Here is a 23889-nt window from a genome sequence, read left to right as displayed (position 1 = left end):
CATTAAATACCATCATTGCTAATCAGTTCTTTTAACATTGAAGCCGCATAAGCATCTTTTTTCCAATGCTCCATATTCTCGATATATTGTAGCGATGAAATATAGGATAATATTTCAACAATTGTTGTGCGCACATTCCAATAGTCGACTAACTCTGTTTTTAGCCAGTTTCTTCCCTTCATCGTATCTTCTTCTTTCACTGACAGATAGATAGCCACTAAAACATTGCGTAGAAGAGAAGAACCAAATTTAGAATTATCATTTAATCCGCGCATCGCAAATTCACTAGCTGTTTTTAATCTGGCGTTGTTTGCCCGTGTATTTCCCAGTAAATCTCGATATTCCCGCACGCCAAAACCTCTAGCTAATTCTTGATAGCCAGATAATTGATAGACATTTTGTTTTTCTAATTCCAATCCTTTAATATAGAAACGCTCTTCCGGGGTAAGCATTTTCCAAATATAATGGTCAAAACCTGATGGAATTAAATAATCATAAGCAATTTTCACCGCATCTTGAATAATTTTTTCAATAGGCGATTCTTCATTAGACGTTCTTAGCTTAGCTAATTCATATTTAACATCAATATCTTCAATTTTCTTATAAGATGTTAACACCTTTAGCGAAGCAGCATAAGCGGCTAATAAATAATCCGGGTCACTAAAATTAGGATCTTCTTTATCATCTAATTCCCTCATACTATCAATTTGCGCTTTCACTTCTGCTTCAATATCAGGGTACAATTCGTCTAAATACGCAGTTTCATCGGATGTTTGTTTTCTCAAAACAAGTAATACCGTTCCTTTTACATAATTTCCATCTTTTAATCCTCCAGATTCTGTTTCCGTTGCGACATTCCAAGCTGCCGTTACTCGTAATCCTGCTGACCATAAAATCATCGAAAGTTCTGCCCATACTTTCACATCTTGGTGAGTAAACATCACAATTTGCATCCCATTATCAGGCATGTGGTTTGCTAAATTCGAATAAATTTCTACCATACTGTTATTAAATGATTCACCAGTTCCTCTGACAGCAAGTATTCTTTTGCTATCGGTATACCAGTCAGGAAATGCTTTATTTAATACTTCTTTGTCCCAAGCTAAAAAGAACTCTGTTAGCTCATGATAATTAACAGCATCTGCATAAGGAGGATCAGTAATCCAAAAATCACAAATAGTTGAAATATCTCTTGCATCTTTTGGACAAACAACATTCTTACTATTAATTTTTATATTATTTATATTAAAAAACCATACTGACTGTAATAAGGTAAGCCCTCTACAACCATAATTAAATAAAGTGTTCAATGATTGGTTTAAAAAAGTATTCTTTACTGATGGGCTTTTTCCATTGTCCCAAGTTGAAAGCCTTGAGTTCCAATCACAACATTTATTAACCCCTAAAATCCCAACTACTAATTCTTGTTGAGTTTCAGCTAGTTCTAATACTTTTTCCATCAAAAGGCCGTGAATTAGTAACTGACGGTGGTTAAAAAGATGGTGCCAATGTGTCCATCCCTTTTCATAAATTGGTTGATTTGTATTCCAACCAGCTTCAATTGGGCTATGAGGAATAATACCCTTCTTCTGCCATCTATCAAATTTTTCTCTTAAAATACTAATTACCTTGTTTTCCCTTTCTAAATCCTTTTCAGTTGGAGCCACATAATGTCTCACAGTAGTTAAATGACCGTTTTCATCTTTTATAAATTCTTCATATCTTATACAATAAAGTCTTTCTGTAAAAATATCATTATCTTGGTGCATAAAATCTTCTTTTTTCCATTTTCGCAAAGCGTTCGGTGTATTATATCTATATGGTCTCTGAATACCATCATCTTTGTCCCTTCTTATACTTGGAATTGGAGTAGTTTTATTACAATTTGGACAAACTAAATGATAATTTGATAGAGTTGATTTATTCTCTGCTTCCACCAATTCAGTACTTGATACATTCTCAATCACTTCAAAATCATATTTTTTCAATTGAGGATTTTTAACTAATCTTAGGATTACATTACCACCTTTACCAATAACAAAATTCGGTAACAAAGGGACTTTGTAACCACATTCAGGACAAACAGTTTCTAAACAATATAAATACGCATTGCCTCTCCATCCTTTTTCATTATGTTCAATACCTAATTTGATTAATTCTTTATCCACGCTATCATAAACTTTTTTTTGAAACTGCTCTAATTTGACCTTTTCAAAATCATCTAATCCAGCAATATTTAATGCGGCCCATGTTAACAAAGCTGCTATAGGATTTAGATCTGAAGCATACACATCGAGTCCCATTCGTGCCGCTTCAAATGGGACACTCCCTCCTCCGCTAAAACAATCACCAACTATCGGTGTTCTGCCAAATTTTCTTTCTCCAAGTTGTTGGATTAATTCCTCTAAACTATAGGCGTTCGTATTTAAATGTTCATTAATAACATCCCATTCTTCTTTATCGATTAGTTTAACCTCTTCAGGTCTTTTGCAATATTTTAACTTTTCATCATAACTCAACCGATTAAACACTAATCGCTGTAAGTTCTCTTTATCTTTCTTTGAAATCCCTGCTCGATACTTAATTTTTCCATCACTATCTTCAATAAAATATTTTTCCTTTTCATGAGGTGTCAAATATTCATACAACGTTTTTTGCGGTATAGATTTATCTTTCCGCAGCCATAATCCGTTTTCATCCATTGTTAATATCTTTAGAAAAATCTCCCTGTCTTTTCTCGGATTATCACTTACAGGCATAAGTAAACCTAAAATAGCTGATCTTATAAAAATTAGAGGTTTCCTCCCCCACCATTTTCCCAAACCCGTAAGAGTCTGTCCTTGAACTGCTTTCCTTTCTTTATAACTTTCTTTTGATACCTTTGAAACAGGAAATTGTACTTCAATAAAAGATTTATCGTAATCCATATAATCCCCTCTTATATTTCTTCATTTTTTTTCTCGAATAAAAACTCAAATAAATCTCGTTGTTGGTCTTTTTCTTCAATAGGATTTTCTGTAAGGGCATAACGAATTGCTTTTCGCCAACCTCTTTTATCATGAAGTCCTCCAGTGGAGGCGTTGGTCATGGTAAACAACCACCAACGCTCCTCTGGAGATAATCCCAACCAATTCCGAATAGCGATCGGTATAACTGAAGGATCGCAATCTTCAATCGCCCAAACTAGAAGCAACATTTCCTTTCCCAATAATCGTTCTACCGGAACTTGTCCTTGTTTCCATTTCCCTACTGTGATATCTTGCTTTTTTAATCGTTCATTGAATTCCTTTTTTAAAGTATCCTCAATTTCTTTCCATTTATATTTGGATATTTTAGCTTTTGCTTTATCGACTGTTTCATCAATAGTCTGTATTTCAGTGTTTTCCTGCCACCTAAATCGTTCATAAATTAGCACATAATCGTTCTTATTTTTGGGAATTAGCACCAAAAAATGATGTTGGCTTTGTTCTGGTATAAAACCAAAACCCAACGCTGCTTTTTTTTGACTCATTGCTGTCGAATCTCCTGTTCGCTGATATCAGATAAGCTTAGCTGTTTCTCCATCGCCCAGTCCAAGAAATGCTGGCCTGTTTTAAAGCGGACAATGTTGTATTCCAAGTTAATACTTACCTTTCCGTCATTCATAAATGAATTTCGTAAATGATCAATGGTTTGCTCTAGCTTATCTATATCTACTATTGTAGACGAATCCATTGATAAATCAATCCATCCACTGCTACCTGAGTCATTTTTAAACAAAGTAAGTTGGATATCGGAAATTGTGGCTTGATGTTTTTTCAATAGCGCAAGTTCAGTATACGTATCGTTTGTATCATTCGTTTTAAATCGTTTCATTAGCTCTATCTTGGCTTCCTTGTTAATAATAGAAGCTAAATCTTTTGTCTTTTCGACTTTAATCGTTTGATGATCGAAATACTCTCCGTTATACTCTGCAACAACTTGTATAAAAGTTGTATTATCCGGCAATAAGAACTCGTCGTGATAGATTCCACCATGTTCTTTTGGATTAGAACCATCGGTTGTGTATTTAATTTTCACTCTAGGATGAGATTGAAAGCGAACAAGCTTCCCCTGTGGCGTATCTTGAATTTTATATCTTATTTTAATATCATTTGTCCATTCGACAGGATCACCTGTTTTATGCTCACCACTTGTATCTACGCATAAAAATGATAATTTTAATTCATTTGTTTTGAAATTATTTAAGTTTTCTACTTCTAATGAAGCTTCTGTTGCAGTTCCACCTATTTCGTAAAATACCTTATCTCCGTATTGCGGGGTAAGTTTTAATGTTACTTCCCCAGTTTCTTCATTTCTGTCTATTACCTGAATTAAAACAGTGGTTTTTTCTTTTTCAAACGGTCCTTTTTCAATATATCCACCATGCTCCCGCCAAATATCTTTCTTTAAACATTCGTCGCGTAATGCATTTAACGCGCTAGGTATATGCCATTGCCATGCTGTGTTTGTCGCAGCTCTTTCTTTTATATCTACCCATCGCATTTCTTTTTGGGTAAATAGCCTGTCTTCACATTTTTTTCTAAATGTATCTCCTGTAACATCTTCAATAAACTTTTGTTTACTCATTAAAGCTTTTTTTATTTGTTGTTCTCCATTATAATCATTTCCTACAAACTCCATTAAGAAATCCGTAGAAGCTATTCCATTTTTATTCGGAAAATACAGAGTTACAAATGTTTCCCTTGCAATTTGTAACACAGCCAGTGTTTTCTTTATCTTCGTTTCTAATGCTATTTGATATTGTGGATTGGATTCAGGTACTCTTTCGCTAATCATATTATTAATGATTGTATCAATAGCCTTTAACTCCTTTGCTGCTGTATATAAACGGTTCATTGTGTCTCTTTGTCCTGATAAGAACATAACCCTATTTTTATAAGAAATATTGTCATAGAACTTCTTTAGTTCAGGATGTAATCCTCCACCCGGATATGGCTCAAAGAGTACAAGTGTAACTTTATCAACTGATACATTAATTTCATCAATAGCTGGAAAAACTTGTACATTTTGATAACAATCGCCGATTTTCGGCTTGAATTTTTCCTCTAAAAATGTTTTTAAGTCTTTTTTTGCCTGTTCATTGCTGTATGAATCTACTAACGAATGCATTTCAGCAATTAAATTTTTTGTATTTTTAAAGAATAACCTTCCGTCTTTATCTTGATCCAAATACCATGCTCTTGCTTTTAAATCTTCTAATGCTTTTCTCACATTTGAGATATTTTTATTTGGTTCACATAAATAACCAATTGTCTCAGACATAGATAATCCCAGCAGTGCATGAGGAACATCTGCAAGTGATGATACGAGAATGAGTTTGCTTACATCTTGAACAAGAGTGCCACCATATGTTTTATCTAATTCTTCGGCAACTGATTTTCCGTTAGAAGCAATATCGTGGCTGATTGCATTTGTTAATGATTGTTTAATTTGCGTCACAGTAGTTAACATAACGCGATCGTTTAGATCAAAGTCAAAGACATTGATAAGATATTTTGATTTAGCCTTGCATTGATCTCCTGTATATAACTGTCTTACAATTTGGCGCATTAAGCGAATTAACCCGCGAGTTTGTTGGAAGCCAGGATTTTCTTTGAACCTTGCATACAGATCTTTCATTGATGGATGGAATGGATATGAATCTTTAATTCCAACAAAGATTTGTTCCGGAGAAATATTAGTAAGCCCCATTTGTTTCGCTTCATTTACTGCGTTTTTATACCCAAGTGCAACTTCATTGATACTCTTATCATTTGGTAATTCCTCAAACAATCGTTTTTTCAAAATATGATAAATTTCATCTGAAGAGCTTCCAACTGGCTCAATATTCAATGCTGAGCGGTTAACTTCATTTTCTAATTCTTTAAACGCAGATTGAATCAACTCACTACCACTTTCATAAGTAGCCCGTAAATCAGAGATAACTAAACACACATTGGATAATTGTTCTTTTCCTAGAGCGGAAAATAAGTTTGATAGAGCCGTAGTTGTTACAACAGATAAATCTGTATTTCCAATCATTTTAGACTTTGCGTTTTCTAAGTATGGTGGTAGCTCATCTAATAAAATAAGCAGTGGTTCACCTTGAAGCAATCTAATCCAGGCGTTTTCTCCTGGCGCAGATAAAGGAGAATAGTAATCTTTAAACATTTCTTTTTTTCCTAATTGTTCAGCGAGCGCTCCCCATATTCCTAATGGAGCATCGCTCTCACGTCCAGAAAATGCAATAACTTTAATCTTTCCTAAATAGTCATCTTTATATGTATCACCTAAAACTTTTGGTCTGAATTCAGGATACATTGCTAAGAGACCAAGGGCTAACATATTATGCGTTTTACCGCCCCCCATTGCCTGGGTAAGCTTAATTACTCCTGTTGAACTTTGTCGTTTAAATCGTTTGAACGCTGTCTCAAAAAGAATACTCATTCCTTGTGTAATATAATTTTCTGAGAAGAATTCATATGGATTTATTCTATTTTCAATTAAATCAGATAAATTGAGAACGTCTTCACGTTTTGTTTCATCGAAGACACTGTCTCTAGGTTTACATAATTCAAACAAAGTTTTCATCCTAGTCCCCTCCGAAAAGGCTAAATTCCAAATAAATTTTAATATAATTTATTGTATCATCTAATCATATTTTATAATATTTCCAATTTATTTTGATAAATGGACGTGTTGCAAAATATATAACGAATGCATAAATGCACATAAAAAATCCACCACCTTGGAAGTCATATATAGTGACCAAAAACAACTCTTCAAGGGATGGACACGATCATGATTCCAATTGGAACAGCGAACATGCATCTAACAAATCACCAATACTTATTTCAATTTTATAATTCAGTATATTTCTTTTTTGACCCAAACGATTTCTCAATCGGATACTTCTGCTCATTTTTCTTTATTTTATCGATAACAGCTTTTTCTACGTCAATCCCTAATTCATGTGAAAGCAGGAGTGCATAAATAACCACATCGGCAATTTCATCTTTTATATTTTCCAAGTTTGTTTTTACAGCTTCTTCGCTGCTTTTCCATTGGAAATTTTCCAGTAACTCTCCTGCTTCCAGGCATAATGAAATCGCTAAGTCTTTTGGGGTATGAAACTGTTTCCAATTACGCGCATCGCGAAATTCAATGATTTTTTGCTGTAAATGTTTCATTATCATTACCTCCGTTAGTGCTAATTTTCTTGCTATCCATCAATCTCACAATCTCCTTAAACACCATCGACGGCTGTTTGAGCAAATGGTCAATCGGAAGTGTTTTGCATTCGGTTCCTCTTGTGATGACTAGCTGTTCTCCTTCGAGCTTTATGACAATATCTTTGATTCGGTACGCCTTGATTTTAGACGCTTTATCCAAATATCGGTCATCCAGGTCAAAGCGGATGCGGTCGGATAGTCTCCGCAGCATTCTCCATAAAGCGATTTCTTCTTTCGATTTCATGAACAATTCAGGAAGTTCTTTCGCTTCTTTTAATGTGTTTAACGTCGTCATCGTATAGACCGATATTCCATAGCCGACCGGTCGGATAATGTCCTTTAAAAAATGCCAGCTTTCGATCTCGAATCTCACGTACTCCTCTGAACTGTTTTTTGGCAGTTCGTTGATTTCGTATCGTTTTACAAACTTTACATCGATGATCTTTCCAAAACAAGTAACTCCATTGACTGGCGCCGCTCCTTGTTTTGGATAAAGAGCGATGTATTTCGCTTCTTGCCAGCCTTTTTTCAACCGTTGGACCGGAATGTGATAAAACCTGTGCTTCAGATGGGCGTGATAGTTTTGCGCGCTAGGGACCATCCCAACAAGCACTTTTTCATCGAAAGAAGACCGCCATTCTTCCATGATCCCCTGCGGCAAAATTCCTTCTTTTTGCAATTCCTCCGGGCTTTTTTCGATCAGCCGCTCGATCAATTGTTCGACTAGCCGGGTCGCGTTTGGCAAAAACGGCAATCCGCCGATATTGACTTCATTAATGCTTTTGTATAGCTTGTGCTCTTGATAGCTATCTTCATCGTACCATGGAAATAACACATAAGCGCCAAAAGCGGTTCTTTCATAAGGGCCGTTGTGGCGGACAACGAGCGAATCTCGATAACGATGCATCGTATTGATATCTTCTTCCATCGGTCCCGGAATCTGATAACGCTTTTGGTAGCTGCTTCCCTCCACTGCAAAATCAATGCGATATTTCGCGTCGAAAATGTAATTAAACGTATAATCTTTCCCTTTCTTTTCAATCGACAGCATCGTATCCGGAATTTGCGGAATGGTTGGCAGCCTTCCTTCGTATTTTTGATACGTCAAAATAATTTTTTCGCCCGTGTACGGATGTTCGTATACCCGCTTGGCGGAGCGGTTTTTTTCCAAGTTAACGAATAATCCCGTTCGATTCACTTGAATAATGTCCTGGCTGAGCAGTTTATATTTTTTGCCTAACAGTTGTCCCAGCTTCAGAAACGTCCAATACTCGTACAATGTCGCGACGTCTTTGACGGACATGTGATACAGCTTCCCCTGCAGCGCAAGCCCCCGCGTTACGATCAAAAAGATTTGATATGCATCGCGATATCCCGGCGCCATTTGCAAGACAAGGCTCATGATCGAACGGTCCAGTTTCCCGATCGTCCGCCAAAACGCATTGTTTGTTTTCGCTTCGAGTGCGCGTTTCATATTCATGATTTTCGCAAGCAAATCCGGATCCGCCTCTACTTCGTATCGTTTGTTTTTCGATTGCACTTTTTCCCATAAATCGTGCAATTTGTCAATTAAACGTGCCATCATCCATTTGACAAACCGATTTTCTAGCGTATCATACGTCAACTCTTTTTTCGCTTTTAAGCCGGAGATCGGCATCAGTGAACGGTGCTGAATCTTTATTCCGTTATGGACTTCACAAAATAATTGCGGCCTTTTCCGCAAATAGTTTCTTCCCTTTTGATCCAAGCGGCCAAGCTGGTCTCCTCTCGCTTTTACATGGGTGGTCGCGAGCTGATGATGCGGCTGCCGCTCGATTTGCTGAATGGCTTGGAGGAAGTCGTGAAAATGCGCCTCCATAAGCCGGAAAAATTCGCTTCGGGAAGGAGTGCCGTCTAGTTTTGCTTTCGCCCGCTGATACGTTTTCTTGATAAAATGAAACGCGAGATTATAAATTTCGTCACTCACTTCTTGAAGAAGCTTTTGGTAGTCTTCTTTATAATTTAATTTCGTTGGAAAAATTTCGATCGTTACTTCTAACAGGACTTTATCTCCAGTTCGGATTTCAAACGTGGATAATCCTACTTCGTTTTGAAAATGAAGGTTTCCCATCAGTACGTATTGATTGCCAAAGTTGACTCGATCGACTGCTCTTCTTAATGATGGATATTCATGATAAAACGTTAGTTCACTATCGTTTTTTGGAGAAACGATGATTTGATAAATGCCATTTTCAAAAAAGATCGGCCGGTGGCCCTCAGACCATTCCACAAGTCTTTGTTGATCAATATCAAATATCTTTACTTCGAGAATGTCTTCTCCCTTGACTAAAAACTCCATCGATTCGTGAAAGTCGAGCTTGCGGTATTGCTGGAGTCCTTTATATTGCTCATGATATGGTTTTCCTTTGATCACGAGCGTGACGTGTTTTGTTTCAATATGGACCAGCTCTACATCCTCACGAGCCAATCCAGAAGGAGGTAAAGCCATCGTCCGCTAACCTCCTTAACATGTGTAAAATTTTATCGGCGCTTTTCGGATATTTCGCGTATGTAAAATCAAGCAAGGCATCGTATTCTCCATTTAATTCAATACTAGTGCAAAATGTAAACAGCTGCTCCAGCGCGCGTTGTACCCTATTGTCGCTTCCAGAAATGCGCGGCAAAATTTTCTGCAAGAGGCAATGATCAAACGCGTTTTCAAATGTCATTAGCTTTCCTTCTTCATTGTAAGCAAGATAAAAGCAAATTTCATCGCGGACGCGGTAACCGATGTGCGCACCTAAAGGTTGTAAATAGGTATTGATTTTCACCAGCTCGTTCGTTGCCTTTTCGACAACATGCGGATACCGTTGATACACATCTTTTAAATGCAAATATTTAGCGGCAAATTCTCCTTGTTTCAGCTTCATCGGCTGCACTTGCTTTAAATCTCTTAAAAAATCAAGATGGTCAAGCTGAACGCGATTGAATTCAATCGTATTGGCGCGGTCTAATACTTTTTTGCTGAAAGGATGTGTCGTTTCATCCATATTGACCGTTCCAATAATGTAGACATTGACCGGAAGGTAAATATCCCGACCCGCTATTTCTTTCGAAAGCAGTTTAGAAGAAACGATTTTTCCATTTTCCCAGCGCCGGCTTTCCATCACGCTGAGGACATCGCTGAAATAATGCTCCACCCTCGCCAGGTTCATTTCATCGAGCAAGACAAAATACGGCTCTTCTGGATTTTGTTCCGCTTCTAGCACCACTTTCGTCAGCGGCCCTGCCTTAAATTCTCCTTTAATATCTACATATCCAAGCAAATCCGATCCGTCATTCCAATCGGGGCGGACAGGAATTAATGTAAGCCGACCGTTTTCTTCCGTCGCGCCAACGCTCTCGGCAAGCCATTGAACGATTTTTGTTTTCCCGGTTCCGGAAATCCCCGATAAAATAACAAAAGGTTTTGTTTTTAAAGACAAAAATAAATTTATCACTTCTTCATTCGTATAGTAAAAACCTTTTCTAGAGATGTAAGAGTGAATATGATTAACGATCGTTTCATACGAATGCGATTCAGATGCACGTTTCATGTCCATTGTAATCTCCACATATTTTTCGTAGTATTCGATCATTTGCTGCAAGTCATGCTGCAGCTGCTCGTCCGCAGGCATATCATCGATCGAGTAAGCGATATAAGCGGCGACAGAGTCCTTATACTCTTTTGCTTTTTTGCTTTCGCCAAGATCGATTTCATCATCTTTTTTCACATTTCCGCTCATCGGAATCGTTTGGCGGATTTCTTGTTTAATGCGAATCATTTCTTCTTTCGGTGTTTCCGTCACGCCTTGGGCGAATGTCAGATACAATTTGCTCATGTCGTCACTGAACAAGTAAACAATATAATACCCTCTCTGCGTGGAGGTAGTGACTTCTTTATTCATAATGGCGACCCAAGGAACATCCGTCCATACCCCTTGGCCAACCGATCCTTTGACCACGTAGCGATCTTGCGGGATAAAAGATAACTTCTCGATTGCTTGCGGAATCGCTTTCGTCACTAATTGAAACACCGGCTGCTCTTTGGAAAATCTTTCTCGTTTCTCTTGCAAGTACGTTTTCATCACTTGTAAAAAAAGATCGTGCATCGCCATTTGGAATGCTCCTTTAAAAGCTGTTTCTGCTAATATGATAAACTAGTAACTTTTACCTTATATTTTACAAAAATAATCGACGAAACGTCTAATAATTCTTGAAAAAGGTATGATGCAAAAAGCCTATTGGCACAAAAAAACACCATCCCTGCAGCACAACAACATGCATGGGATGGTGGATACCACCTTGATAACAAGCCCTTAAACTTCAAAATTGCACATCTCCCGCCTTTAGCAATTCGCACTTGTTCCATGTAACAGGTGAATTCTAATAAAAACTAAAGTGATTACATCCTATGCTATTCCTTGATTATATCACGCAAGAAACTCACCCCGTACTCAGGGGGATCAACGTTCATATATTGCGCCATGGTTGCTGCAATATCCGCCATAGTATTGCGAATGCCAATCGATACGGGTTTTACTCTTGGGCCGACTACAAGAATGGGTGTTTGCTCACGGGTATGATTAGAGTGCCCTATAGTAGGGTCATTCCCGTGATCAGCAGTGATGATAAGAAGATCATCGTCCTTCAGTTCACTAATAAAAGTTGACAAAAAACCGTCTACTTCTTCTAATACTTCCTTATACCAGACACAATCTTGCTTATGCCCTGCCAAATCCGTTTCTTGAACATTGACAAGAAAAACGGAATCCCCCTTACTTTCTCTGAATAAGGCACGATATGTTTCAAGGACGCTTCGCGTGTTGACAACTGGATCTTTAAATCCAGTTGCTTGAATCACATCTGCTGTTTTTCCAATTCGGTAAACCGGTATCTGATTCAACTCCGCAATATGGGCAAACTGCCTGTCGTAATTTATGCCATATCCTAAATGGATCACTTGATAGCCGTCGCCGTATACATTTGCCTTCGGGCTGTCCACTCCCCACTGTCCTGGGGATTTTTCTTTTACGGCGTTAAGAATTGTTTCAATGTTTGTCTTTTTATTTCCAAACGCAATAACTCTACTTGTATCTACACATTTTCTAACAATATTAGCGATTTTACTCAATTCATCAAAAGAAACTAGATTTAAGTCGCCGACTACATTAATAATATTTCCTTTTTCCGCTTCCAGATTATCTCCAATGACGACCGCACCATTTACTAAGAGAATCGAGGCTTTTTTTATTGGATGTTCGACACGATATCCATGGTTTTCCAGGGCGGTTTTTATATTTGCTCCCACATCTTTCATTAGCCGTTTTTTCGGAATTCCCGGCTTGCTCCCCATTAGTTCCTGATGCCCCATAAATGTATCCGCCCCATAATGGGCCAAATTGCTTTTACCATACGCTGCCTTCGGCTCGCCGATATTGTCAACGATTTTTCCCAATCCTAATTCATACAAAGTAGGAATGTGTAAATCGACGGCCTCTCGAAGATGTTTATACGTGTTTGCCCCAACATCCTCTGGCTTCACCTCTGTACAATCATCCATGAAACCAATTCCAAACCCGTCTAATACTATTAAAGTAACCCGTTTCAAGTTGCTATTGCCCCCTTCTTTGGAAATAAACGAGCTCAGGAGCTTTTTGGTGAGCGCCTCGGATATAAGCGACATGAGACCTTGTCACAAAAATTTGTGTACGAAACGCGTAAATAACCGTATCACCGACTTTCATCTCTTCTTTTCGCTTCAGACAGCCATAATAATCAATATTCGTCGCCGACCAGCGATCAATTTCTGCTTTTTGTTGGATAATCTTCTTTTCAGTTCCTCCAAACAACGCGTATTTCATATTTGAACGGGCATAGAAACCTCCCCCGATCGTATATGCAAATTCATCGTCCATGTGTGAGATTTCGGATACATACACAATGCTAGGAACCTCCGGCAAGTCTGATTTATAGGCGTGAAGCGGTGTAGTTCCCGTCATTGCGTGCCCTGGCTCACCGTGAGTAACACCTGCTTCTTTTAATTTAGGGATGGTATAGCAGCTCGTCGCACCAGGTGCGTTGACCTGTGTTACTTTTATTCCTTTTCTCTCCAAAATATTTCTTGCTTTTTGCAGTGTTTCTATATTGGGAGTAAAAGAAAAGTCTTGTTGTTCCTGATTGAAACGGAAAATCGGAAAACTTGTGACCCCCACAACATTAATTCCTTTTAGCGTCAATATGTCATCCAATTGTCCTTCTAAATCATCTAAAAGAAATCCACCAAATTGCCCTGGAAAAATCACATCGTTTGGCCGAATCACTCGCAATAGAACATTTTGTTTTTTTCCTAATTTTTCAGCCGCGTCCGATAATTGTTTCGCTCTTTCATACGAAAAAAGAGTTACTACTTCCGGACGAAGAAAGGTTAGCACGTAATGCCACTGAGATTTACTCGGCTGGACAAGATGTCCGATATTGCCAATGGCACACCCTTCTTTTTTTAATTCGATTGCCTCATCAATATCAACTGCAACCGCCCGCTCAATTCCGTTGTTCTGAATGATTTGCCCGACAAACCCGCTTCTGCCGATTTGTTTTGTCATATAGTAAAGTTTCAAATCATGCTCTTTTGCCGTTTGGCTAATCCATTGTACATTTCTTTCCAAAGAGTCTAGATCAATCACATAGGTATTTGCGGGTATTTTTCCATCTTGATGTAATTTGGCCGCTACCCGAATCAGCTCTTCATTTCGTTGTAACATCATATTTAAAAACATGTACCATCAGTCCTTGAAGCCTCTTGCAATGCATTTTTTAAAATCCTAATCACCGTGCTGGCAGAGGCTTTCATTGGATTAATTCGAAGTCCATAATCCCTTAACTCCGGACGGCTTTCTAGAAAACTGCCAGAAACACGGTAAATCATCGGTATTAATTCATATCGTGATTCCGCACCAACAGGATAGGTCGCAGCGCCAAACTTGGCGGCGAGATGAATAATTTTCTGCGCAATAGGCTCTTTTAGTTCGACAATGACGTTTTTGGATTGTGAATTGGTAATATATGCCTCTTTTATACCGTCAATTTCTCCTCTATTTAAACGGTCGCATAATTCATCCACTTGTTCATTTTGAATGGCAAACATAACCGGAGCGAAAACCATACTTCGAATAAGTTCATGCGCTTCGAATCCTTGTACTTGACCGCCACCAGAATAATTACGTTCATGGATTTTCTCGATAATATGTTTTCTGCCCAGAATGATGCCGATACCTTCCGGACCAAGGAGTTTGAAACCGGAAAACGCCGAAAAATCTGCTCCATATTCCACTCCGATTCCTTTCATTTTCATAGCGCAATAATTATCGTCTACAACGACCGGTAAATCCGGTCTGCGTTCTTTTACAATAGCAATTAATTCTTTTAAATCATATGTGTCCACCGGCTGCTGGCGCGCGTGCTGTACATAAAATACTTTGGCATCTACAGCCTGTTCGAGTGCTTTCAACACTGCATTTTTGTCATTAAGATTAACTTCATGTTTCCTTAATCCCATGATGCGGAAAGTTTCTTTCGTTGTTGCGTACATTGGCGCATCATGTACAATACATATATCTCCGGGACGCACTAACACGCTCAGCACGGCACGAATCGCTCCAGTTCCACTTCCCCGTACTAGCGCACATGCTTCCACATGGAATGTTCTTGCTAGAACCTTCTCTATTCTAGCCGTCATGAGGGGACGATGATATTCTGGATGAAGTCCAACATCGCCTAATTGAAAAAACTCGTTATTGGAAAACTCCTTTGTAATTTCGTCAATTAACCGAAACTGCAGCAACTTTGCTTCTTCCAATGTCATATTTTGTAATACAGATTGTTCATATTTTTTTGCCATATATTAACCTTCTTTCCGTATGCTAAGTGCTTTTTGTGGATTTTTCACAAGCAACTTTTCAATCGTTGTCTCTGGTACCCCCATTTCCCTTAAAGTAGGAATAAATTTTCGTAATACCACGCTATATCCCTGTCCGCCGCGAGAAAGTAAATGTGATTGACGCGTTACATCACTGGAAAGCAAGATTTGATCTTCATATCCTCTTTCAAGAAAATATAGCAACGATTTCATCCGGCTCATGTCACTGCGATAATTCTCTTTTCCTATCGTATCTAGCGCGATGTATACGCCTGATGATAAAACTTCCAATACGACTTCGTCATCTTCGTTCAAATCTTGATGCCCGATGATCACCTGATGTAAAGGCAAATTCTCGCGGATAAATAATTCAACTTGTTCCAGCGCGAGTGTTCCTAGCGTAGTATGTGTCGATAAAGGCAGTTTGGTTGTTTTAGCCGCTTCAATTGCTCCATAAAACAGTTCCATCTCAATAGGTTTAAACTCATTGAAACTGCTTCCTATCTCACCAATAACCCCCGGTTTTATATTCATCCCATCAATGCCATTCTCGATTTCATCTATCATCCACTCCGCAAATTCATCGCGGTCCCAATTTATCTTTTCTTGAGGAATGAAAGGATCCTTATAACAACCAGTACTAGCGATAATGTGTAAATCAAGCAACTTACTGATTTCTACCAACTTTTTTACATTACGTCCCATTCCATCGTTTGTCATTTCGACAATCGCTTTGCCGCCGTACTGAAGAAAAACTTTTAAATCTTCTACTACAAGATCTAAATTTTGTAGACACGTATCAGTATTTTTTTTAACATGGCTTAAATCGATGTAGAGATGTTCGTGACAAGCACAAACACCTAGTTCCTCTGGCTGAATTCTCCCAAGGACGGTCTGAATGTACATTTGTTATGCATCCCCTTACTGTGTTGGTGGTGTATAAAGTCCTAGTAGGACGAATAGGTTTCCGATAATCCCCACCGCGATGGCTCCAATAGGTCCTACAGCCATACGAACTATTGGCCGCCCCGCAACTTCATTTAAGAGATAGAATCCTGCAATAGCGAAAAATCCAAAACCAGGTACAATGGTGTTCGCTGCGTTTGCACCACCCACGAGCAAAGCAACTTCTAGTACTCTCGTCATCGCTGTACGGATGTTTTCACCGGAGGCACGTATGCCAGGAAAACGGTCAAGAACAGCAGCTAATTTGGTTAATAAGAAAATTTCTGCTAAAATAATAATGGCACCGAGAATCGCTGCAACAATTGGATTTGGGGAGAAAATCCCCACAGCAAACACAAACGTAAATCCCACTGGTCCGTAGACACCGGTGGCAATGGCCGTACTGGCAATCAATGGAACAAATCCGAATGCTTTCGCTAATGAGGCAATTCCACCTTCGGAAATTTTTCCGTCCGAAAGCAGATTTAATGAAATTGGGTCACCAGCAATTAATAAAAGGTTCGTTGCGGCGGCAATAAGTCCCCCACTAATCATTAACACCCAAGAGTGTTTTTTAATTCTTGTGACACGATCCGTAAATAGTGTTGCTAATGTGGAAAGATTCTTTTCCGCTGATTTTTCACGCATCGCATAAACCATTAAAAATATCATTCCGACAATGAGAGCAATTCCCTCAGGGCTAAGAGTGATAGGCGAACCGCCAATTTTAATAATCTTTTCTGTATTCATAAAAACAATGATTTGACGGGACAGTGCGGCAACTAAAAAAGTAATAATTCCTTTTTTTATTCCAAATTGCAAAGCAACTGCAATTGCCGGGAATACCATAAAGGAAACAACAACTGGTTCCCCTACCTTGTTAAACCCATCAACAAAGTTAAGCGGCAGAAGCTTGAACGCATCTACTACTGCTTTTAGACCGTAGTAAATGCCTGCGCCGTATAGCGCTCCAAGTACCCCGGTAATCGGTGTAGTTAATTTTCCACGTTTGAAAATTAACCCAATAATATCCGTTCCAAGCAAAATGCTGTGAATTAAAATAATGCTTCCAGCAATCGAGATCGGAATGCCAAAGCCGATTACCAAGCCGAAACTCATGGCAAAAGCAGTTACACCAAGCTCTCTCCGGCTCATTCGGCCTTCTAGATTTTCTGGCACAATTGGGCGCAACCCATCATTAAATACAGCAATCCCCATATTCGCCATGACCGCTGCTAATGCACCAATACACATCATTAAAATAACTTCTAACATTTTATTTCCCCCTCAACTTACCGCTTTAATAGTGTTTCTATTAAATATTGCACTGCTTTTTCTTTGTGATCCCCTGTGAAGCCAAAAGCTTTTGCCCCTTGCGCAACCGCTTCCTCCACTTTGTCTTTTGTCGGAGGCTGCCCCGGCATAGAGATAGTTGCACATTGTTGTTTTCCCAACAATGCGATAGCCATTGCCAACGCCCCACCACCGCCAGTATGGCAAGCACCAAAATAATAATCTGCTTCTCCTAACTTTATCGCCATTGCTGCTTCTAAATCGGATTTGATCATCGTTTTGACCTGCTCGCCACTAAACTTCTTTACTAATGCTTCAATTTCTGCTTTTTCTACTTGCCCGCCAATGACGATCCTTATCATATAAACTCCATCCTTTCCTCATTGTTGTGATAAAACGTTAACAAAGTGCATGTATAAAAATTTCTTTTCTTCTTCTGGCAATTTTCGATTCATCCACTTTTCAATAATAGCTACCTTCTCTACTGCCGCAGGGAAATGGGAAGATAAATAAACTTCATTCATGATGATATCTGGAGGTGAATAAACGGTTTCATTTCTCTCTAATCTTGTGATAGCCATTGCGAGGTGAGTAATTAACATAGAATATCTACTTGCATTCTCTTCATTCACAAATTGTTCTATTACTTTACTACAAATGACTTTTGCATTTTCTGTAATCACGTTTGACTTTTCTAGTATTTCTAGGCGCTCCAATAGAGTGTCCATTATCACACCTCAATGTACAATTTTTTGTATATTGATAATAAGAAAGAAACAAGTTAGTATTTGGGCATAACATCCCCCCTTTCAACTCCTCTTTGAATTTCTACTATTTTTTCTTTTGAAAGATGTTGCAAGATGTACTCCACTTTTCTATTGCCTTTCCGAATAACACAAACGGCTTCACTTATTTCCCTTTCATATTGAATAGCTTTTTTAGAAGTTAATGGTTCAACATGATAGAGCGTCGTATCAATTTCATCAATATTCCATATAGTTGCATCGATTGTATGCGCTTTCAAGTGTTGTAAAAGATGCATATAGTTCATCTCAACGTATTCAACATTTTTTCCTTCTGTTTCTGCATAGGTTAAGAATTTTTGATCATTTGAAAAGGTATCGATGCCGATTTTAAACTTGTCTTCAATGCGTTTCTTCGTTGGATCAGAAAAAATTACAGCATGCTTTGAAACATAGGTCTGTTTACCAAAGGAAAGAGCAATCATAAGACAATCATCGTTTTTCATTTCTTCCAATGCTGAAAACCTTGAGACTATTGCAAAATCATATCTCCCTTCTTTTACCCCTTCGAGACGAGGCTTTGCTCCTCTCATAAAAGCAATATTAAAGGCGAGATTTAAACGATTGAATTCAGAAGCTAGCCCCGATGCAAGCCCTTCATATTTCTTCGAATATGGCAAAGGCATTACTGCCAATACGCGGTCAACCCCTGAAAATTTCAAAAGATTTGATACGCATTTTTCTCTCAAAAACGTTCCAAGGTGCCCCCGCGACTCTAAACGAATACTCTGCGTTTCTTCTAGAATCTTTAATGCAGATTGAACCGTTCCCCTGCCGACTTGAAACTTTTCGGCTAAGTCACTTATTCTAGGTATTCGCTCATCTGGTTCGTAAAAGAGTAATTCCTCTGCAACTTGTTTTAAAGTAAGTCCGCTTTTTGAATAAAAATTCTCCATCATACTCTATACACCACGTTTAATAAGATACAATATTCTGTATATTGTTATTATAACGAATAGTAAAATTACTGACAATATTATTTAATAAAAAACAAAGCTAATATAGATAAAAAGCGCATAATCAAATAACTACTACTCTGACTAACAGAAAAAGGGAAAGCACTATCGCTCTCCCTTTTTCGCTTTCTTCAATTCTTATACGCACAATACGGACGTAATTTCACGCCGATAAGGCTGCCAAGAAAGGCAAACACGAACCAAATCCAGCCGTGGACGCTGAAGGAGGAGATGCCGCTGAAGTACGCGCCGATGTTGCAGCCAAAGGCAAGGCGGGCGCCGTACCCCATCATCAGACCGCCGATAAGGGCGCCGATCGTCATGCGCGAAGGGCGTCTCCATTGAATCGGTTTCGCGTAGCGGCCGGCAAACGCTGCCGCCAGCAAGGCGCCGAACATTAAGCTGATGTCCATGACCGTTGTCGTATCTTGATACAATGGGCTTTTCAGCGCATTAAGCTTCGCTGGATCCTGCCAGTAGGCCCATTGGGTTGGGTCGACGCCAAACAGTTGCACGAATTTCGCTCCCCAAAGGGCGAAGGCGGAAGTGATGCCCCACGGCTTGCCGTTGACCATTAATACAAGAGTGTTCATAACGGCAAGCAAAAGCGCGCCGACAAGAAGCGACCATGGGCCTTTATAAATCGCTTTCCAGCCGTTTTTGTTTTCGATTTTCACCGTAATCAGTTTGCCGTGACGGCGTTTTTCGATGGCGGTCACGGTGTAATAAACGAGTGCCAACAGCGCGAGCTGAAGCAGAAAACCGCCAAACGCGCCAAGCTGGTGGATCAACGAAATCGGCGCCAGATGCGGCGTGTTCATCCAAAAATCAAAATGGGTCGTCGCAATGACCGAGCCGGCGATAAACCCGATTAAGGTGACGATGCCGTTCGTATCGCCTCCGCCGATATGATACAGCGTACCTGATGCACATCCATCGCCAAGCTGCATGCCGATGCCGAAAATAAACGCGCCGACGACGACGGAAATCCCGACATCATGTACATTGCCGGCCACGGCATGGCCGAAAATCGATCCTTTCAACAATAGCGGCAAGAAGAAAATGCTTGCCACCACCATCATGATCATTTGCGCGCGAATGCCTTCGCCTTGGCGGTATAAAATAAATTTACGCCATGCGGACGTGAAGCCAAAGTGCGCTTGGTACAAGATAAATCCACCGAACGCTCCTAACATGTAAAGGAGCGCTTGCTGCCAGGAAACGCGGCTATATAAAAACAACGCGCCTCCGATCAACACGATGGACGCAATGGCGATGATCCACGACGTTGGATTTTTCGGAGCGTTCGTTGCTGGCTTGATACGGACGTCCGTTTGTTTTTTCACCGCAATATCCAAGTTGTCTTCCCCCTTTACTCAAATTAAGTACATTATATAATACTATAAATTCGATTGATTTTCTATGTTTTTGCTTCGCCGTTTATAAAATAGGCAAAATGTTCCGTCAGCCTCATGGAGCTGGCATTTTTGCAACCTCCTATGTTATATTTTTTTGTACCAATATTGTAAAAACAGGGTGAGGATCATGTGGAAAGAATTTAAAGAATTTGCCATGCGCGGAAATGTCGTCGACTTGGCTGTCGGGGTCATTATCGGCGGAGCGTTCGGCAAAATCGTTTCTTCGCTCGTCAATGACATCCTGATGCCGTTGATCGGCTTATTGCTTGGCGGCATTGATTTTAGCGGGCTGTCATGGAAATTCGGCAATGCCGTCGTGAAATACGGCATGTTTATCCAAACGGTCGTTGATTTTTTCATTATCGCCTTTTCGGTCTTCGTTTTTGTCAAAGTGTTGAATAAGCTGTACCGGCGCAATAAAAAGGAAGAAGAAGTCAAAGATACGGCGCCGACTTTAACGAAGGAAGAAGAGCTGTTGATGGAAATCCGCGATTTGTTGAAACAACAGCGGGAAATGCAATGAGCGAAAATAAAACGAAAAGAGCCTGACCGAAATGAATGGACAGGCTCTTTTTTAGCTTCATAGCAGCACATACGCTATCGGCGTGGTGATGATAAGCGTTAAAATCGTCCGCTCGGCCCAAATGACTAATAGCCTTGGAATGCTGATCGGGATTTCCGTTGCCAAAATGCAAGGAATAACAGCGGAAAAGAACAAAATGGCGGAAATCGAAACGACCGCGATGATGAATTTAGTGACAAGAGGTGCTTCCGTTACAAGCAAGGCAGGCAAAAACATTTCCGCAATCTCGATCGCTGATGCTTTGGCAGCAAGCAATGGCTCCGGAATTTGCAATAGCAGCGTAAACGGATAGAAAAGATAGCCAAGCCAGTCAAACAGAGGCGTATATTCGGCAAGCAGCAAACCTATCAGTCCAACCGACATGATCGACGGCAAAATGCTCATCGTCATGATAAAACCATCTCTTAAATTTTCCCATACATTCGTCCAAAGCCCTTTCGAGTGCTGCACCGCTTTCATCGCTTCCGACCATGCTTCTTTCATGTAGTTTTCCATAACTTTTTCCTCAGGGTCACCTTTGCCATCATAATAGTCATTGCTCATTTTGCTTAGCGGCCATAAGCGGACGGTAATAGCCGTAACCAAAAAAGTTACAAAAAACGTCACCCAAAAATACGTATTCCAGATGTTCATCAGCCCCAATGTTTTCGCCACAACGACCATGAACGTCACCGATACGGTCGAAAAACCCGTGGCAATTATAGCCGCCTCTTTAATCGTATATTTTCCCTCTTTAAATACTTTATTGGTAATGAGCAGTCCAATCGAATAACTTCCGACGAACGACGCGACAGCATCAACCGCCGAGCGTCCCGGCGTTTTCCAAATCGGCCGCATCACCGGCTGCATCCACACTCCGACAAATTCCAAAAGCCCATATCCGACTAAAAGGGCAAGGAAAACGGAGCCGATCGGCACTAACAGACCAACGGAGATGACGAGTTTATCGTACAAAAACGGTCCCATGTCCGGTTTGAACAGCCACGACGGTCCGATTTTAAACATTAACATGACCGCTACCATTAGTCCTAATAGTTTTATCAAGGAAAAAACGATCGCAACCACATCTTTGTTCCACGTTTTAGTGTAAAACGGATATACAGCGCCTAAAGCAATCACGATGAGCGCATAATACGGCGCAAGCGCCGGAAACTGCATACGTATCCACGAAACGATATGATCAAGCATAATCGAGGACGTCTCCCCGATTTGCACGGGAACGAAAAACATGAAAATGCCGATCGTGCTGTAAACGAAAAACTTCCAAGCCTGACCATTGGAAGTTTGTACCGACATCGAAGGCTGTTTGCTTGTATTTACTTTCATTTTCCCCACCGCCTCGCTTTTATTTGTTTAAAAATTCAGTCTCTTTATGGTTGAAAAACACGCGCTGCTAGCGCGTGCTTTTGGTTGCCAATACCTAGTAGCAAATCCTCCCTCTTTCCACCACCACCCGTCCGTTTTTAATCACCGTATCGGTATGGTTCATGCCGTAATGGTAGATGAGCTGCATATAATTCGGGACGTCGAAAAGGACCAAATCGGCTTTTTTCCCGGCTTCAATGCTTCCGATTTCGTGGCCGCGGTTGATCGCGTGAGCAGCGTTGATCGTGACGGCTGCCAGCGCTTCGGCAGGGGTCATGCCCATCTGCAGGCAGCCGAGGTTCATGATCAGCGGGAGCGATACGGTTGGCGAGGAGCCGGGATTGCAGTCGGTGGAAAGCGCGACCGCTACGCCGGCGTCGATGATCTTGCGGGCGTTGGCGGCCTTGGTCATCAGGAAAAACGCCGTACCCGGCAGCAGCACCGCAATCACCCCTTTTTCCGCCATGCGACGAATGCCTTCGTCCGAAGCGCGCAGGAGATGGTCGGCGGAAGCCGCCCCGACTTCCGCAGCCAGCTCCGCGCCGCCGTATGGCTCGATTTCATCGGCGTGAATTTTCGGCATCAGCCCGTACGCTTTTCCTGCCTCTAAAATGATTCTTGCCTGTTCTGGAGTGAACACACCGCGTTCACAAAAGACATCATTGAATTCGGCAAGCCCGAGCTCGCTTACTTTCGGAATCATCTCTTCAACGATGACGCGGACAAAGCCGTCGGGATTGTCTTTCCACTCGGCGGGTACGGCATGCGCTCCCATAAACGTGGACACGACATCGACGGGATGGGTTTCATCAAGCTGTTTCGCCACCGTCAGCTGTTTGACTTCGTGCTCAAGACTCAAGCCATAGCCGCTTTTCGCCTCCACGGTCGTGACGCCGTGAAGCAAAAACTGATCAAGCCGCCGCTTGCTTTCTTCATACAATGTTTCTTTCGATGCTTCCCGCGTTGCTTTTGTTGTCGCGTGAATACCGCCGCCGGCGTTCATTATTTCCATGTATGTCGCCCCGTTCAGGCGCATCGCGAATTCGCTTTCACGGCTTCCCGCGTACACCAAATGCGTGTGCGGATCGACAAGCCCCGGCGTCACCGTTTTCCCTGTCGCATCGATGATCTCCGCTTCCGCGATCCGCTCTTGAAATTGTTGCGAAAGCTCCTCGTCCGTTCCGACAGCGGCAATTTTTCCGTCTTCCACCCAGACGCTGCCATTTTCAATGATGTGAAGTTCATTCATTTTCTCCTTCACGAGCGGGGCCGTGGAGCTGCCGGCCAGCGTCACGAGCTGGCTGGCGTTGCGGATAAACAGTGGGCGCATGCGCTTC

18 protein-coding genes are annotated in these 23889 nt (G+C 40.6%); 1 reads left to right on the top strand and 17 read right to left on the bottom strand.

Annotated elements, in window-relative coordinates; genetic code table 11:
- Nucleotides 1–2: 2 nt before the first annotated feature.
- The 15 genes from AC1WMD_RS14595 to AC1WMD_RS14525 form a co-directional block, all read right to left on the bottom strand.
- Nucleotides 3–2927: an anti-phage-associated DUF1156 domain-containing protein gene (locus AC1WMD_RS14595; RefSeq protein WP_494257756.1), complete on the bottom strand. Its 2925-nt coding sequence runs from the start codon at nucleotides 2925–2927 to the stop codon at nucleotides 3–5.
- A gap of 11 nt (nucleotides 2928–2938) precedes the next feature.
- Nucleotides 2939–3511, bottom strand: coding sequence for a DUF3780 domain-containing protein (locus AC1WMD_RS14590; RefSeq protein WP_494257755.1), 573 nt, complete (start codon nucleotides 3509–3511; stop codon nucleotides 2939–2941).
- Entirely contained in the window at nucleotides 3508–6612 is a 3105-nt protein-coding gene (locus AC1WMD_RS14585) for a DUF499 family protein (protein WP_494257754.1), read from the bottom strand. The genes AC1WMD_RS14590 and AC1WMD_RS14585 overlap by 4 nt, the downstream gene beginning before the upstream one ends.
- A gap of 269 nt (nucleotides 6613–6881) precedes the next feature.
- A complete protein-coding gene (locus AC1WMD_RS14580) occupies nucleotides 6882–7211 on the bottom strand; it encodes a nucleotide pyrophosphohydrolase (RefSeq protein ID WP_494257753.1) in 330 nt (109 codons plus the stop codon).
- The gene (locus tag AC1WMD_RS14575) at nucleotides 7183–9741 is read right to left on the bottom strand and encodes a DUF2357 domain-containing protein (protein WP_494257752.1); all 2559 of its coding nucleotides are present in this window, start codon (nucleotides 9739–9741) and stop codon (nucleotides 7183–7185) included. The genes AC1WMD_RS14580 and AC1WMD_RS14575 overlap by 29 nt, the downstream gene beginning before the upstream one ends.
- On the bottom strand, nucleotides 9710–11389 hold the full coding sequence (locus AC1WMD_RS14570) for an MrcB family domain-containing protein (RefSeq protein ID WP_494257751.1): 1680 nt from the start codon (nucleotides 11387–11389) through the stop codon (nucleotides 9710–9712). The genes AC1WMD_RS14575 and AC1WMD_RS14570 overlap by 32 nt, the downstream gene beginning before the upstream one ends.
- A 299-nt stretch (nucleotides 11390–11688) precedes the next feature.
- On the bottom strand, nucleotides 11689–12882 hold the full coding sequence (locus AC1WMD_RS14565) for a phosphopentomutase (protein WP_494257750.1): 1194 nt from the start codon (nucleotides 12880–12882) through the stop codon (nucleotides 11689–11691).
- Nucleotides 12883–12886: 4 nt separating this feature from the next.
- Nucleotides 12887–14050 carry a YhfX family PLP-dependent enzyme gene (locus AC1WMD_RS14560; protein WP_494257749.1) on the bottom strand — a complete coding sequence of 388 codons (1164 nt, stop codon included), beginning with the start codon at nucleotides 14048–14050 and terminating at the stop codon, nucleotides 12887–12889.
- The gene (locus tag AC1WMD_RS14555) at nucleotides 14041–15171 is read right to left on the bottom strand and encodes an aminotransferase class V-fold PLP-dependent enzyme (RefSeq protein WP_494257748.1); all 1131 of its coding nucleotides are present in this window, start codon (nucleotides 15169–15171) and stop codon (nucleotides 14041–14043) included. Before AC1WMD_RS14555 ends, AC1WMD_RS14560 begins: the two co-directional genes overlap by 10 nt.
- A 3-nt stretch (nucleotides 15172–15174) precedes the next feature.
- Complete coding sequence (locus tag AC1WMD_RS14550) at nucleotides 15175–16095, bottom strand: phosphotriesterase family protein (protein ID WP_494257747.1); 921 nt, start codon at nucleotides 16093–16095, stop codon at nucleotides 15175–15177.
- A gap of 15 nt (nucleotides 16096–16110) precedes the next feature.
- On the bottom strand, nucleotides 16111–17409 hold the full coding sequence (locus tag AC1WMD_RS14545) for a YhfT family protein (protein ID WP_494257746.1): 1299 nt from the start codon (nucleotides 17407–17409) through the stop codon (nucleotides 16111–16113).
- Nucleotides 17410–17426: 17 nt separating this feature from the next.
- Nucleotides 17427–17786, bottom strand: a complete 360-nt coding sequence (locus AC1WMD_RS14540; protein WP_494257789.1) for a DUF2620 domain-containing protein — start codon at nucleotides 17784–17786, stop codon at nucleotides 17427–17429.
- A gap of 21 nt (nucleotides 17787–17807) precedes the next feature.
- Nucleotides 17808–18155, bottom strand: a complete 348-nt coding sequence (locus tag AC1WMD_RS14535; RefSeq protein ID WP_494257745.1) for a PRD domain-containing protein — start codon at nucleotides 18153–18155, stop codon at nucleotides 17808–17810.
- A gap of 53 nt (nucleotides 18156–18208) precedes the next feature.
- The gene (gene yhfZ / locus AC1WMD_RS14530) at nucleotides 18209–19129 is read right to left on the bottom strand and encodes a GntR family transcriptional regulator YhfZ (protein ID WP_494257744.1); all 921 of its coding nucleotides are present in this window, start codon (nucleotides 19127–19129) and stop codon (nucleotides 18209–18211) included.
- 188 nt (nucleotides 19130–19317) lie between these two features.
- Nucleotides 19318–20544, bottom strand: a complete 1227-nt coding sequence (locus tag AC1WMD_RS14525; protein ID WP_494257742.1) for a YeeE/YedE family protein — start codon at nucleotides 20542–20544, stop codon at nucleotides 19318–19320.
- 187 nt (nucleotides 20545–20731) lie between these two features.
- Between AC1WMD_RS14525 and mscL the strand changes: the two genes are divergently transcribed.
- Nucleotides 20732–21127 carry a large conductance mechanosensitive channel protein MscL gene (gene mscL, locus AC1WMD_RS14520; protein WP_494257741.1) on the top strand — a complete coding sequence of 132 codons (396 nt, stop codon included), beginning with the start codon at nucleotides 20732–20734 and terminating at the stop codon, nucleotides 21125–21127.
- A 57-nt stretch (nucleotides 21128–21184) separates the two neighbouring features.
- Here the strand turns inward: mscL and AC1WMD_RS14515 are convergent, their stop codons facing one another.
- Both AC1WMD_RS14515 and hutI read right to left on the bottom strand, forming a co-directional pair.
- Entirely contained in the window at nucleotides 21185–22513 is a 1329-nt protein-coding gene (locus tag AC1WMD_RS14515) for a YjiH family protein (RefSeq protein ID WP_494257739.1), read from the bottom strand.
- A 94-nt stretch (nucleotides 22514–22607) separates the two neighbouring features.
- Entirely contained in the window at nucleotides 22608–23882 is a 1275-nt protein-coding gene (gene hutI, locus AC1WMD_RS14510; RefSeq protein WP_494257737.1) for an imidazolonepropionase, read from the bottom strand.
- Between the last annotated feature and the right edge of the window lie 7 nt (nucleotides 23883–23889).

Source organism: Parageobacillus sp. NEAU-HV-2, assembly GCF_059115485.1.
The sequence above is the reverse complement of the archived record's forward strand: the minus strand, read 5'-3'. Positions and strand labels throughout refer to the sequence as shown.